This is a genomic window from Aureisphaera galaxeae (genome assembly GCF_028561275.1).
Classification (GTDB): domain Bacteria; phylum Bacteroidota; class Bacteroidia; order Flavobacteriales; family Flavobacteriaceae; genus Aureisphaera; species Aureisphaera galaxeae.
The window spans coordinates 712,999-726,948 of record NZ_JAQQTF010000002.1 but is presented as its reverse complement, the minus strand read 5'-3'; the positions used below and the strand labels follow the sequence as shown (position 1 = coordinate 726,948).

10 protein-coding genes and 1 pseudogene are annotated in these 13,950 nt (G+C 42.2%); 2 read left to right on the top strand and 9 right to left on the bottom strand.

From position 1 onward, the window contains the following. Window positions 1-51: 51 nt before the first annotated feature. The gene (locus tag POV27_RS03125; protein ID WP_272861268.1) at window positions 52-1,641 is read right to left on the bottom strand and encodes a peptide MFS transporter; all 1,590 of its coding nucleotides are present in this window, start codon (window positions 1,639-1,641) and stop codon (window positions 52-54) included. Between the two features lie 31 nt (window positions 1,642-1,672). Then, window positions 1,673-3,886 carry a S9 family peptidase gene (locus tag POV27_RS03120; RefSeq protein ID WP_272861267.1) on the bottom strand — a complete coding sequence of 738 codons (2,214 nt, stop codon included), beginning with the start codon at window positions 3,884-3,886 and terminating at the stop codon, window positions 1,673-1,675. Between the two features lie 187 nt (window positions 3,887-4,073). Here POV27_RS03120 and POV27_RS03115 point away from each other — a divergent pair. Next, a pseudogene (locus POV27_RS03115) lies at window positions 4,074-5,390 on the top strand (hydroxymethylglutaryl-CoA reductase, degradative); the annotation flags it as partial. Beyond that, on the top strand, window positions 5,390-6,301 hold the full coding sequence (locus POV27_RS03110; protein WP_272861265.1) for a GYDIA family GHMP kinase: 912 nt from the start codon (window positions 5,390-5,392) through the stop codon (window positions 6,299-6,301). The pseudogene POV27_RS03115 and the gene POV27_RS03110, both read left to right, overlap by 1 nt. Window positions 6,302-6,360: 59 nt before the next feature. On the opposite strand, the gene POV27_RS03105 is transcribed toward POV27_RS03110, so the two are convergent. The 7 genes from POV27_RS03105 to POV27_RS03075 form a co-directional block, all read right to left on the bottom strand. Further along, window positions 6,361-8,442: a peptidylprolyl isomerase gene (locus tag POV27_RS03105; RefSeq protein WP_272861264.1), complete on the bottom strand. Its 2,082-nt coding sequence runs from the start codon at window positions 8,440-8,442 to the stop codon at window positions 6,361-6,363. Window positions 8,443-8,531: 89 nt separating this feature from the next. Then, window positions 8,532-9,821, bottom strand: coding sequence for a hemolysin family protein (locus POV27_RS03100; RefSeq protein ID WP_272861263.1), 1,290 nt, complete (start codon window positions 9,819-9,821; stop codon window positions 8,532-8,534). Beyond that, window positions 9,822-10,022 carry a hypothetical protein gene (locus POV27_RS03095; RefSeq protein WP_272861262.1) on the bottom strand — a complete coding sequence of 67 codons (201 nt, stop codon included), beginning with the start codon at window positions 10,020-10,022 and terminating at the stop codon, window positions 9,822-9,824. Beyond that, window positions 10,015-10,581 carry an LPS export ABC transporter periplasmic protein LptC gene (lptC, locus tag POV27_RS03090; protein ID WP_272861261.1) on the bottom strand — a complete coding sequence of 189 codons (567 nt, stop codon included), beginning with the start codon at window positions 10,579-10,581 and terminating at the stop codon, window positions 10,015-10,017. The genes POV27_RS03095 and lptC overlap by 8 nt, the downstream gene beginning before the upstream one ends. Before the next feature lie 2 nt (window positions 10,582-10,583). Continuing rightward, window positions 10,584-11,942 (bottom strand): tetratricopeptide repeat protein, encoded by a 1,359-nt coding sequence (locus tag POV27_RS03085; protein WP_272861260.1) that lies wholly within the window; start codon window positions 11,940-11,942, stop codon window positions 10,584-10,586. Between the two features lie 19 nt (window positions 11,943-11,961). Further along, complete coding sequence (locus tag POV27_RS03080) at window positions 11,962-13,203, bottom strand: BamG family beta-barrel-assembly machinery protein (protein WP_272861259.1); 1,242 nt, start codon at window positions 13,201-13,203, stop codon at window positions 11,962-11,964. After that, complete coding sequence (locus tag POV27_RS03075) at window positions 13,197-13,931, bottom strand: type III pantothenate kinase (RefSeq protein ID WP_272861258.1); 735 nt, start codon at window positions 13,929-13,931, stop codon at window positions 13,197-13,199. Before POV27_RS03075 ends, POV27_RS03080 begins: the two co-directional genes overlap by 7 nt. Window positions 13,932-13,950 lie beyond the last annotated feature (19 nt).

Below are 13,950 nucleotides of genomic sequence, written 5' to 3'. Positions count from 1 at the left end.
AGCAAAAAACGTTCCACAATGGGAACGTTTTTGCAATGATTTAAGTATAAATTATCGTATTCCGTGCATCTTCTTCAAGAGCGTCTTGTTCAATAAAAGCATGACAATTCCAGCCCCTACAGGTATCGCTGTAAAGATTAAGAAGAAGGTAGACAATCCATAGTTTTCAGAAATCGTATCAATATAGCTTCCTGTTAAACCTCCCAGTAGGTTAGCGACGAAGTTGGAGATGAACCAAATACCAAACATCAATCCTACCAATTTCAACGGAGCCAACTTACTTACATAAGATAATCCTACTGGCGAAATACAAAGCTCCCCTAGCGTATGGAATAGGTACGCAAGAATCAAGAATATCATGCTCACAGAAGCCGTTTTTGCTCCATCTGGAATCGCTGCGGCACCAAATGAAAGTACAGCAAATCCAATTCCTAAAAGAACCAGACCAATAGCGAATTTCACGGGGCCCGAAGGATTGAATTTACTCTCCCATATTTTCGAGAAGACCGGAGCAAAGAGTATTATAAATAGCGAGTTGAGTACGGAGAACCACGAAGCTGGCACTTCAGTAGCGTCTGCTTGGAACTCACGGTTAAGCATCCAGATTACGATACCCCAAATAATTACAAAACTCAATCCGAGCCATATATTAGACATGGAGTATGCCCCAAAGGTTTGTTTAAATAACATGGCTAATACCCAAGTAATCACAATCATTGGGACGATCGTTATGATCGAGTTAACCACCTTAAAGGTAAATGCCGAACTTCCTTCCAGTGCCCTGTCGGTATAGTCCGCGGCGAAAATCGTCATGGATCCACCTGCTTGCTCAAACGCCCACCAAAAGAAAATCGTAAATAAAGCGAAGACCGCAATTACCGTAATTCTATCTCTCACCACCTTAGAATTCTCAGCCTCTTCCTTTACCTCTTCAATATCATCACCAATCTCTTCCAAAGCATCTTCAATAGTGTCGTCTAAATCATCGGTCTTTCCAGGTTTCAATCCAATGTTACCGAATATCTTTTGTGCAAAGTAGAATTGAAGCATTCCCAAGAACATGAAAATTCCTGCTAGACCGAAGCCCCAGTGCCAACCTACTTTTTCACCAATATAACCACAAAGCAAAATTCCTAAGAATGCCCCGGCATTGATTCCCATATAGAAAATGGTATACCCTGCATCCTTTTCCTTTCCTTGTGTCTTGTACAATTGTCCTACAATGGAAGAAATATTCGGCTTAAAAAGGCCATTACCAATAATCAAACAAAGAAGTCCTAAATAAAAGAAGGCGTCGGCAAAAACCTCAAGTGCCATAGAAGCGTGACCCAACGTCATGATAAATGCTCCAAGCACAATAGCCCTTCTATAACCCATTAATTTATCGGCAATAAAACCACCAATAATTGGAGTTAAGTAAACCAGTCCAGTATACCATCCGTATAAGACGAGTGCATCGGCTCTTTCCCATCCCCAACCTTCATCGAGCAGGGTAGCGGTTAAGAAGAGTACCAATAAGGCACGCATACCGTAATAAGAGAAACGTTCCCACATTTCTGTAAAGAACAATACAAATAATCCGGAAGGATGTCCAAGTACGGTTCTTTGATTTACTTCAGAACCTCCAAATTTAAATTCCATAAATAGTGAGTATTAGTTATTATTTGATTGGTTAGTCCCTAATTTCAGTAAGGGTGTTTTCAGGCTTCCCTAAAGTCTCCCTTATAAATTGGGTCATTTTATTGTACAAATGAAGTCGTGTGTATCCCCCATAAATTCCGTGGTTCTTGTCCGGGTACATCAGCCAATCGAAGTCTTTGTTGGCTTGTACCAGCGCCTCTACGAGGCGAAAAGAATTCTGAACATGTACATTATCATCGGCAGTACCATGTACCAAAAGGAAATCCCCCTTCAGCTTATCCACATGGGTAATGGGTGAATTATTATCATAACCACTTGGGTTTTCCTGTGGCGTCTGCATATAACGCTCTGTATATATCGTATCGTAAAAACGCCAGCTACCTACAGGAGCAACCGCAATCGCCATGGCAAAGGTATCGGCTCCTTGGAACAAACAGTTACTGGACATGAATCCACCGTAACTCCATCCCCAAATCCCAATTCTATCGGCATCGATATAAGACAATTTTCCTAATTCCTTGGCAACGGCTATCTGATCTTCCACTTCATATTTACCCAGCTCTTTTTGTGTCATTTTTTTGAAATCACGCCCTTTTAGCCCAGTTCCTCTTCCATCTACACAAGCTACAATAAACCCTTCCTGCGCTAACATCTGATGCCAATAATCGTTAGATCCACCCCAGCGATTACCCACACTTTGCGATCCCGGACCGGAATATTGATACATAAACAAAGGATACTCCTTATTAGGATCGAAATCCTTGGGTTTGATCATGTACATATTTAAATCTTCTCCGTTGATATTGATCGTAGAGAATTCCTTCTTAGAAGTTTTATACCCCGCCACCTTATCCTTTAAGGCGTTGTTATTCTTGATCTCACGTACCTGATCGCCCGAAAGTGCTTCTCGCAACGTGAACAAATAAGGGGTTTGAGTATCGGAGAACGTATTGATGAAATAGGTATAATCGGCACTAAAAGCGGCACTGTTGTTCCCTACATCCTGTGTTAATCGCACTTTGTTTTTTCCAGAACTGGTAATGGAATACACATCTCTGTTAATGCTTCCGTTTTCGGTACTCTGATAGTACACACGTCCCGTTTTAGGATCGAAACCATAGTAACGGGTTACCTCCCAATCTCCTTGGGTAACCTGATTGATGAGTTTCCCTTTCTTGCTGTAGTGATAAATATGGTTCCAACCATCCTTTTCACTCGTCCAGATAAAGCTGTTATCATTCAAGAAGGTTAGATTATCCGTAACATCGACATAGGCATCATCCTTTTCCTGATGAATCAAAGTAGCCTCTCCCGACTTGGCATCTACAAACACCAAATCCAGAATATTCTGGTGACGGTTGGTTAACTGCACACTCAAAACCTCTGGATCGTTGGTCCACTTAATTCGTGGAATGTAATAGCTATTAAATTCGGAAACATCCACTTGCGAGGATTTTCCGCTACTTACCTCATACAAATGCAAGGAAACCTTAGCATTGGCTTCTCCTGCTTTTGGGTATTTGAATACCTGTTGGGTCTGATACAGATCTTCTCCATACACATCCATTGAGAATTCAGGCACCTCAGACTCGTCGAATCGGATATAGGCTATGTAGTTTCCATCCTTGCTCCAATCGAATGCCCGCACAAAGGCAAATTCCTCTTCGTATACCCAATCGGTAATACCATTTATGACCTTATTTTTTACACCATCGGAAGTAACTTGAGTGATCTCTCCACTTGCCAAATCCTTGATGTATATATTGTTGTTGAATCCATAAGCGACTTTCGTACCGTCCTCATTAAAGGTAGGTTCTTGCACTTTATCATCGGATAATAACGTAGCGGCCTTTGTATTTACGTCGTACACATAGAAAGTTCCCAGAGACGATCTGCGAAATATTTGCTTCAGCTGGGTTGCTAACAAAATTTTGGACTCATCGCCACTAAATTCGTAGGAAATAAAACGACTAATGTCATCCAAGCTTTCACTATCCAATAAGGTTTTCACCTTTTTACCGCTTTTATAGTCGTATACATCGATGGCCGATGTTCCTTTAGAACGGTTGAAATTCAATACCGAATATTCCTTTCCATTTTTCAGGGATCGTAACACATCCAATCGTTCTGTACGAAAAGCGCCGCCCCAAATGTCCTCAAGTGTAATATTCTTTTCTTGTGCTGTAAGAGTAGAAGTAAGCGTTGCAAGAAATGCAAGTACAGCAAGTGAAAGTACTTTTTTCAAATTGTTAAAATTTTGTTATGCCAATTTTACTAAAATTTCCTGAAAATTCCCCTGTTTTTTGTGTTAAATACAAGCTGAGTTTCCTTAAAAACGGCTTAAAACAGGAAGTTACGAGCTCATTGTGCTTCCTTATCCACAAATTACACCATGAAGATTTTAGCACTATCTTTGCCTTCAAAATAAAAATGCCATGACCAACCCGGTTTTAGGATTTTCTAAGAAGACCAAAGAAGAAAAAATAAAGTGGCTTGCCTCCCATTATTTAAAGGACGATCCCGATGCCATTTCCGTGTTGCAAAAATATTGGAATCCCGATGCCAACCTTCAAAAATTACATGACGACTTTATAGAAAACACTATTACTAATTATTATTTACCTTTTGGAGTAGCTCCCAATTTCCTAATCAACGGGGAACTCTATGCCCTTCCCATGGTGATTGAAGAAAGTTCGGTGGTGGCCGCGGCTAGTAATGCCGCCAAATTTTGGTTGGACAAGGGCGGATTTAAAACAGAAATCCTAGGAACCACAAAAAATGGCCAGGTATATTTCAATTACTTTGGAAACAAGGCATCCCTTATTGCATTCTTTGATGAAGTGCTTCCTACCCTTAGAACCAGCATAGAAGGGATCCAGAAAAACATGAAAAAAAGAGGAGGCGGTCTTTTGAATATTGAATTGAAGGACAGCACAGCCGAATTGGAAGGGTTTTATCAGTTGCATTGCACCTTCGAAACCCTAGATGCCATGGGCGCCAACTTCATTAATAGTTGCTTGGAAACCATTGCTAGGACCTTTGAAGAGGAGGCGCAAATAAATCCTGCTTTTCATGATGAAAACGATTGCCCAGAAGTGGTCATGAGTATTTTATCCAATTACGTTCCCGAATGTCGGGTCCGAGCCGAAGTTTCCTGCCCCATATCCCAATTGGATCCCGATCCCGACAAGGCACAGGAATTTGCCGACCGATTTGTACGTGCCGTGGCGATCGCCCAAACCGAAACACGCCGAGCCGTAACGCACAACAAAGGCATCATGAATGGCATCGATGCAGTAATATTGGCCACAGGAAACGATTTTCGAGCTGTAGAAGCCGGTATTCATGCCTATGCGGCCAAAGACGGGCACTATCGTAGTCTCACCTATGCCACGGCAACGGAGGGTGAATTTCGATTCGGGATCGACATCCCCCTAGCACTTGGAACCGTTGGTGGACTTACCTCCTTGCATCCACTGGTGAAACTGGCTTTTGAAATCCTTCAGAAACCAAATGCGCAGCAACTCATGCAAATCGTGGCCGTAGCAGGATTGGCCCAGAACTTCGCAGCACTCCGTTCGCTGGTGACCACAGGCATTCAGAAAGGGCATATGAAAATGCACCTAATGAACATCCTAAACCAAATGGAAGCCAATGTACAGGAAAAGGAAAAAGCGGTAGATCATTTTAAAGAACAGACCGTATCACATAGTGCCGTTGTAGAATTCATCGAAAACCTTCGCGCTTAGTGGCTTCACAGACCTTCCATAGCCCTGGAAAGTTGCTCCTCACGGGAGAATATGTCGTTTTGGACGGGGCCCTTGCCTTGGCCATACCTACTACCTATGGACAATCCTTAGAAATTACACATGGCACGGAGGGAACACTAACATGGCAAAGTATAGACGACCAAGGAACTGTTTGGTATGAAGAAGCCTTCCGGTTGCCTGATCTGAGCTACGAAGGCGATAAGAGCACATTTTCGGATACCCTTCAGAGTATCTTACAGGTAGCACAAGAATTAAACCCCGAATTTCTTTCTTCAGAAAAGGGATATACCGTCACCACGGTATTGGATTTCCCAAGAAATTGGGGATTAGGCACCTCTTCTACCTTAATCCATAATATTTCAAAATGGGCCAAGGTGGACGCCTATTCTCTGTTACAACAGAGTTTTGGAGGAAGTGGATATGACGTGGCCGTAGCGGCTCACGGAAAGTCACTTTTATATGCATTAAAAAATGGACGGCCCGAAGCAATACCCGTTTCCCTCCCATGGGATTTTACCGAACAACTCTACTTTGTCCATTTAAACCAGAAACAGGATAGCAAGGAAGGCATAGCACGTTATCGTAAGGCGAAAAAAAATGAAGGGGTAGACTTGGATCTCTTTTCAAGAATCACGGAGGAACTTTCTCAATGCACTTCCCGCTCCCGATTTGCAGAACTATTGACTCTGCACGAAGCAGAAATCTCTGCGCTCATACAACTCCCAACGGTGAAAGAACAACTTTTTCCCGATTTCTCGGGCATTATTAAGAGTCTTGGAGCTTGGGGAGGTGATTTTGTGATGGTCCTCGCTAAAACGGAGGATGACCTTTCTTACTTCAGAAATAAGGGATATGAAACCATTATCCCATTCCATGATATGATTCCATAAAAAAACCCTCCTTGGCAGTAAGCTTCGGAGGGGTTTTTAACGTTAGCCATTCTTATATATTAATAGAACTTCGCTCTATTATCTTCGATATCGGCAGCACTTTTAAGTGCTTCGAAAATCCTGTTACTAATTGCTCCGCTAGCATTCGCATTCAAGGTATTAGCGAAAGTAGCATAATTTTCAAGGTCTGGAGCCTTGTTTACGGCCAATACTTTTACCATATACACTCCGTTTTCTCCATCGATCAAGCTCGTGCTTTCTCCGGCAGCTTTACCAAAAGCAGCTCCTACTACAGCAGGCTCAGTTCCCGCACCGGCAATGGTTGGGTTAGAACGGGTCAACGCACTGGCAGATTTCACTTGTTCGTTCTGGCTAGAAGCCACATCCTGAAGCGTAGTTCCGCTAATGCCTTCACGAATTTTCTGTGCTTTCTTCTTGTTTCTTAAAATAGGCGTTACGATGCTAGAAGCCTCGGCAACACTTTGCAATGCTTTCTCTGTGCTCTTGCGAGTTAACTGCACTACTACATAAGAGTTGTTCACGTCGAAACGGCTTACATCTCCCACTTTACTCTCATCTCCAAATGCCCAGTTAATGATCGCACGGTTATCACCGATTCCTGGAATATTGGCATCCAACTCTCCAATTTTGTTCACTGGTTTTGCATCATATCCGCCATCCTCGGCTACCGTATTGAATTCTCCATTACGAGCAGCATCTTCGAATTTAGCAGCCGTAGAGAAAATATCGGTAAGGGTTTTCTCTGTGGTTTCAATATTACGGGTTACCGTAGCTACCTTCACAGCAGGTTTAAAATCTTTTTGCCCAAGTACTTCGATGATGTGGTATCCGAAACGTGTCTCGACTACACCCATATCCCCTACTTCACCTTCGAAAGAGAAATCACGGAAAGGTGCTACCATTCTATTGTAAGCAAACCATTCGTACTTACCTCCTTTTTCGATACTTCCAGGATCTCCAGAGAATTGAGTCACCATATCAGCGAACTTCGACTTGTTGGCCTTTACGACAGTTAAAATACTATCGGCTAAGAAACGCGCCTGTTCTGGTGTTCTGGTAATGCTATCTGTTGGATTTAACCCCAATGGAATTAAGATGTGTCTTGCTTCTGCAGAGTCTGCCAATTGTCTTCTGGCAACTACTTTAGAAAGATTGAAGGTATTGTCTACTTGATAAGGTCCGTAAATACTTCCATCAGGAATATTAAGAATGGTATCCTTAATGGCTACTGGCAGGTTGCTTTCCAACACCCAGTTGTCATTATAGGAGTTATCCGAATTCTCACCTACATAGGCTCCTGCATCTTCAGCTGCAGCAAATGCATCCAATTGAGATGCTACTTCCGCTTTTCCTGCTTCGATATCCTCATCGGAAGGTTTTTCTTCGAACATTACATACTGAATGTCTACCAAAGGATCTACTTCAAATTGCTTTGGATTGGCCTTGATGTACTGTCCGATTTCAGCTTCAGAAACAGTTACATCTTCATCGGCGATCTTGGTATAAGGAACGTATACGTATTCGATGTTGATTTTATCATTTTCGAAACGGTACTGCTGCTCCCCTTCTGCAAGGGTAGAAGCCAAACCTCCACGAACCATGTTCATGTAGTTGGACTGAAGAATCCCTTCACGGGTACTTTCAATAAAATCATTCCATGCCTGTAGTTGCTGTCTTGATGCTGGATCATTCCCTTGGATACTGGCAACGTACTCGATCATTTTTGCTTCACTGTACAATCCGTTCTCATCTTGGAATGTTGGGTTGTTGGCCAATACCAATGACAACTGCTCATTGATCTCTTCTTGGCTCACGGTCATTCCCAAAGCTTCGGTCTGTTGCTCCATCAATACAGTACGCAATTCGCGATCCCAAACCATCTGTACCGCACGAGCTGTGTTGGCTCCCGGCCCTAATGCTCTTTGCTGGTTCTCTACCTTCCCCATAAAGTCCTCTCTGGAAAGCTCTTTTCCATTGATCACCGCCACTGTATTCTCAATTTCACCACCGCCACCGGTCTTACTATTGATGACTCCATCCAATACAAAAGCGAACAACGCTAATGCAATAATGATGATAAGGAATACACCTCTTTTTCTAATGCTATTTAATATTGCCATTGCTGTAGAAATTTAATAGTGGGCGAAATTACCATTTTCCAATGATTTATAAAAAGGTTCGCCCTAAAAAAACGGGGGATTATTGAAAATTATTCTTCCCCATTCTTGCGTACTTCCACCAATTCTATTTTGGTATTGGAAACTTCGACAATCTGAATGGTAAAGTTTTCTATTTCTAGGGTTTCGTCCTGTTGGGGAATTTCTTCCGTGAAGTTTACGATCATCCCTCCCAAAGTTTCATAGGCATCATCCTCTGGAAGGTCCAATTTATAGGTTTCGTTTAGGTAGTCCACTTCCAATCTAGCCGAGAATTGGTAGTGGTTCATGGATAGTTCGGTTTCGATCAAAGCCACGGAATCGTGTTCGTCTTCAATCTCCCCGAAAAGTTCTTCGATAATATCTTCGACCGTAATGATTCCCGAAGTACCTCCGTACTCATCGATCACCACAGCAATACTTTTACGCTTCTTACTTAAGATGTTTAAAACGTCCTTCGCAAGCATGGCTTCGGGCACAAATACCACAGGCATCAATATTTTCTTGATAACGGAAGGCTTCTTGAAAAGTTCGAACGAATGGACATACCCCAAAATATCATCGATACTTTCGTTGTACACCAATATTTTTGAAAAACCTGTGTCAGTAAAGAGTTTCTGCAATTCCTTGGTGGTAGTGTGAATTTCGACCGCCACTACCTCAGTTCTGGGGATCATTACTTCACGCGCCTTTACTTCAGAAAATTCCAGGGCATTCTGAAAGATCTGAATCTCGCTATCCAATTCGTCCTTCTGCTCCAGCGTTTCGATCTGCTCACTGATGTAATTCCCCAATTCTACCTTGCTGAAACTAAGTTGCACAGCATCCCCTTCGGTTTTGAAAAACACCTTCAGCACCAAATCGGAAATCCAGATAACGAATTCCGAAATGACGGAAAAAAGCAAGTAGAAAATGTAGGCCGGTAAAGCGAAGAATTTCACCAATCTATTGGCGTAAATCTGAAAGAACACCTTGGGAAGGAACTCTGCTGTAAGTAGAATAATGAGCGTTGAAATGACCGTTTGCGTAAGCAGGCTTAACTCTCCCAAAGCATAATTCACAAATGTATATTCTGAAGGCAAATAGGACTCGAACCATCCCATTAACAAATCGCCCATAAAAAGTCCATAGACCACTAGAGCAATGTTGTTACCCACCAACATGGTCGCAATGAATTTTGAAGGTCTTCTTGTAATTCGCTGTAGGATAAGTGCCAAGAAGTTGCTTTGCTTCTTCTCTATTTCTATGTGAATCTTATTGGCAGAAACATAGGCTATTTCCATTCCTGAAAAGAAGGCGGAAAGCAATAAGGAAAGGACAATAATTAGAATTTCAAATTCCATTTACTGGTCTTGGTTTCGCTTCTCCAATCGCTTGCGAAACCATCGCTTGAAAAAAAACATGAAAATGGCCACAACACCAAAAAACCCAAATAGATAGGCCCTTCCCCTGTCGGTTTCCCAATCTGTAATCACAATATAAGCCGCCAAAGCAGCCATGATAATGTATACGTATTCGAAAAGGCGATAAATGGTTCTACTCATTGGTTTCTTGATTTTGGTCGATCATTTGGATACCGTCGTTTTTACGGGATAAAAATACGGTAAAATCTTCATTTGCGTCGAAACGGGCCCCATCATTATAGGAACCGTCCTTAAAGGTGATTCGGTAGGGCTTATCGGTAAAGACCCATTTGTTGTTTTGGTCCCAGTACAACTGTTCGGCATTTAAGACGTTGCCATCGGAAGTGACCAGCACCACATTTTTGCGAAGGTCTACGATTCCCGTTAGTGGATACTGCACAGCATATTCGGATGTTACGGTACTTTTTTCTCCATTTTCGAAGAAATTGACCTCTACTCCCTCGGGGAATTCCCTATATCCAAAATCGAGATTATCGTAGTTAAGGAGTTTGGGAGTGTTTAAGGTGGTAACGACCCTTCCAGAGTCGGTATACACCATACGAATGCCCGCTCCTTCACCCGCAGGAAGACCATCCTGCTGATTCATTTTCTGGACATTCTTGTAGTTTCCTTCACAAGCAAAAAACGTGATGGTTGCCAAAACAACCACCACGCTCTTCATATATTTTATGGATAGCATTCTTATAGATTAGGAACCCTAACGCTTCCTCCTACCCAACAGCTAAAGGAAATTGTCTTTCCAGCCATTCCTTCGCTAAAGATATCACTCTTACTAGGAGCCCTTTGTCTGTAACTGCTAGCAGCACTTCTCGCGGTAGAAGCAATAGAAGGATCTACACGGGCGGCTTTATCGGCCATTTGTGCAGCCAACCAGTTGATGGCTCTTTTTTCAAATGGTTTGCTTCCACAGTTGTTCGCACTCTTAGCGTACATACTTGCAATCTTAAGGTAAGCAGACCCAGCATTCGGCTTAATGTCTAGCATATCTCTGTAGTACTTTCTCGCTTGCCCATAGCTACCTTTCTTTCTGTAGTTCTCGGCCAAGTTGTAGTAGTACTTCACTTTTTGGTTAGGATCTGTCTCCAACTCGATCGCCTGCTCATAGTAGCTCTTCGCCTGGCTTGGCTTTCCATCCTTTGCAGCCAATCTTCCTAAGTAGAAGGCAGAGGATGCAGAAGGTTGTAGGGTGTGTAACTGCTGTACCATTTGGAAGAACATTGGCGTATCACAGTCTCTGGAGTTCAACTTTCCAGCAGCACTCTTCAACCAGCTCACGTCGTTTTTCTTTTCTTCCCATAGTTTCTCATATAGAGGAACCAAGTTGCTACAGTCGGCAATACTACCTAATTTGGTATCGATACTCCCCTTGATCTTTCCATAGCTTCCCAAATTCGTTTCGTATCCTTTTACTTTTTTCGCCTCTTTAGCGGTCAAAGCAGTTCCTCCTTGTTCTTTTTCGATCAACTTCGACAACTTCCCTGCATACTTCACTTCTTCCTTACTAATTTTTTCCTGCATCACATCATAAAGGTCGAAAACTTCCTGAATGTCCTTCTTACCCTCATCATAAAGGTCCTTGGCTAAAGAGAAGTATGTGTATAAACTCTTAGGACTGGTGAAAGTTTTCTCGTCCGTCTTATAGGCCTTATCGAAAGCGGCAAACAGCTCTTCCTTAGCCTCCATTTTATTATCGTATTTAATCTGAGCAATCTTAGCCATTTCCTTTCCTACTTTTGTTTTAGCAGGATAGTTGGTCTTCATCAGATTGTAGTTACTCTCGTAGTTGGCAATTTTGGACTTATCACCTTTCTTAATGAAGTGTTCGAACATTTTGGCACCATACTGGTAGGTCGCCAAACTATAGGTAGGACATTCTTTAATCACCTTGTCATAGTGTGGCAAGGCTGCATCGTAGTTTTTTGCCTTAGCAGGCTCTATGAACAAGGATGCGGTAACCACGCATTCGTCCATCTGCGCCAGCATGTTACTGCTAAAAGTAAGCGTCAAAGCTGCTACTAATAAAATAACTTTCGTTTTCATCGTGTTAGTATTTTTGTAATTAATCATAATATCTTTTTTCAAACCACTTGTCATTGAGCGACAAACTTATGAATGTAGTAAAGAAAGTCTCTTGCACTAAACCTGCACTTTTTGTTCCTCGTTGTCCGAACTCAAATCCTAGGTTTAAATTGGAGAATCTCCCTCCTATAGGTAAGCCCATACCAAAAGATATGCCAAATTCATTTATCGATTCGTTATTAACATTAATTCCCGTTCCATCAAATCGCACCCCAGCCCTGTAAACCACTCGTTTAAAGTAGTTTCCAAAAGCATTGTAGTTGGGAATGTAAAATCCTCCCACACTAAATTGAGAGGCATCCTCAAAAGCGACATTGGGGAGGTCGAAAGATCGGTTCGTAAAGTTACTGGTTTTTTGCGAAGTATACTCGGCTCCAACGAACCATTTTTTAGGCTTCCCAATTCCTGATCCAACAGAAAACTGGGATGGGAAGGTCAAATCGCTATCATCTACTGCTATTTCCCTGATATCCAAAGGCCTAATAGCTCCATTAGGAAGCTCTTGGATACTTGCAACTACACGCTCATTTTCCGAGGAAAGGTCGGTCTCTGGCGTATAGGTAACGCTTGCCATCATCTGTAAATCTTCAGTAACCATGGTCTTGTACATGGCGCCAAAATTAAAGTTGAAACCTAATAGGGTTGACCTATTAATTTCCTGACTTCCAAATTCTATCCCTTCTTGGGTATTGGTGGCAATGTTTTCTATATTTCCGAAATTGTAGTTGGCGTCAATTCCAATACTCAAATCCGAGGTAATTTGATATCCTATCGCCAAGAATGCTTTGTTAAGTCCACCGCTACCTTCAAATTGTGTAAGACTTCCCCCAACTTCGTTCTGCAGTTTATATCCTGTAGAAGTTAAGGGTACCAATCCGAAGTTGGCTCCAAATTTTCCCATGGGAATTCCTATAGCTAGGTAATCCAAGGTCGTTGTAGTAGCATTTTGTGAATCTTGCTCCGTTGCCAATCGGTTGTATTGATGACTTCCTGCGATGGAATAGTTCACCCGTCGAAGACCAGAAACACTGGCAGGGTTTTGTAAATTAAGGTGGATACTATCGGTAAAAACGCTTAGTCCTCCCATTGCTCTATTTTCTACGGTTCCCTTGAACTTTAAAGAACCAACCCCGAAGAATGAGTAGGGTGAGGTAGTTCCTTCTTGAGCAATTGCCAAACTACTGACGAGCAATAGTGTAATGATAAAAAAACGTTTCAGCATGAATCCTTGTTGTATTCCAAAATGTGGTTTAAACCCTCTAATAAAAAATTTGAGTTGGCAAAGATGTCATTTTTTATGCGATCTCGCAAAAAATGAGTGTCTCCCCCTGTTAAAATCACCGTTAAATCATAAAAATCCTCCTTATATTCTTCAATGAACCCGTCAATTTCGTGCGCCATCCCCTTTACAACACCAATATGCATGGAATCTTGGGTAGACCCACCAATAAATGTTTCAGGTGTTTCTGTTTCCAATAACGGTAGGTTGGCTGTAAAAGTGTTTAGGGCCTTGTAGCGCATTTGGAGTCCCGGTGAAATCGCACCGCCCAAATATTCATTCTTGGCGGTTAAAAAGTCGTAGGTGATACAGCTGCCGGCATCGATGACCAAGATATTTTCATCTGGATATTGGGCCGCGGCAGCGCTTACCAAGGCAATACGATCTACGCCTAAGGTAGTGGGTGTCTCATAGTTATTCTGAAAAAGAACCGGAGTTTTGTGATTCAGCTCCAGTACTTCGAACTTTTCACCTAAGAGATCGAGTTCTTTTTTACCAAATCCCCCTACTGAAGAAACAATACAATGTTGAAGACTTGGAAAGTCTTCCACCAGTTGTTCGAGGTCTTCGGAAAAGGTTTCTGTAAGTGATACCACACGCTTTGCAAGCTCATCCTGGACAAAGACAGCCAGCTTGATCGAGGTATTTCCTACATCTATGATTAGGTTCATATCACGGAGTGAGGCGCTA

Coding starts and splice junctions, on each gene's coding strand:
- POV27_RS03080 (WP_272861259.1), bottom strand. CDS start 13,203: ATGCTGAAACGTTTTTTTATCATTACACTATTGCTCGTCAGTAGTTTG.
- POV27_RS03125 (WP_272861268.1), bottom strand. CDS start 1,641: ATGGAATTTAAATTTGGAGGTTCTGAAGTAAATCAAAGAACCGTACTT.
- lptC (WP_272861261.1), bottom strand. CDS start 10,581: ATGCTATCCATAAAATATATGAAGAGCGTGGTGGTTGTTTTGGCAACC.
- POV27_RS03085 (WP_272861260.1), bottom strand. CDS start 11,942: ATGAAAACGAAAGTTATTTTATTAGTAGCAGCTTTGACGCTTACTTTT.
- POV27_RS03105 (WP_272861264.1), bottom strand. CDS start 8,442: ATGGCAATATTAAATAGCATTAGAAAAAGAGGTGTATTCCTTATCATC.
- POV27_RS03075 (WP_272861258.1), bottom strand. CDS start 13,931: ATGAACCTAATCATAGATGTAGGAAATACCTCGATCAAGCTGGCTGTC.
- POV27_RS03095 (WP_272861262.1), bottom strand. CDS start 10,022: ATGAGTAGAACCATTTATCGCCTTTTCGAATACGTATACATTATCATG.
- POV27_RS03100 (WP_272861263.1), bottom strand. CDS start 9,821: ATGGAATTTGAAATTCTAATTATTGTCCTTTCCTTATTGCTTTCCGCC.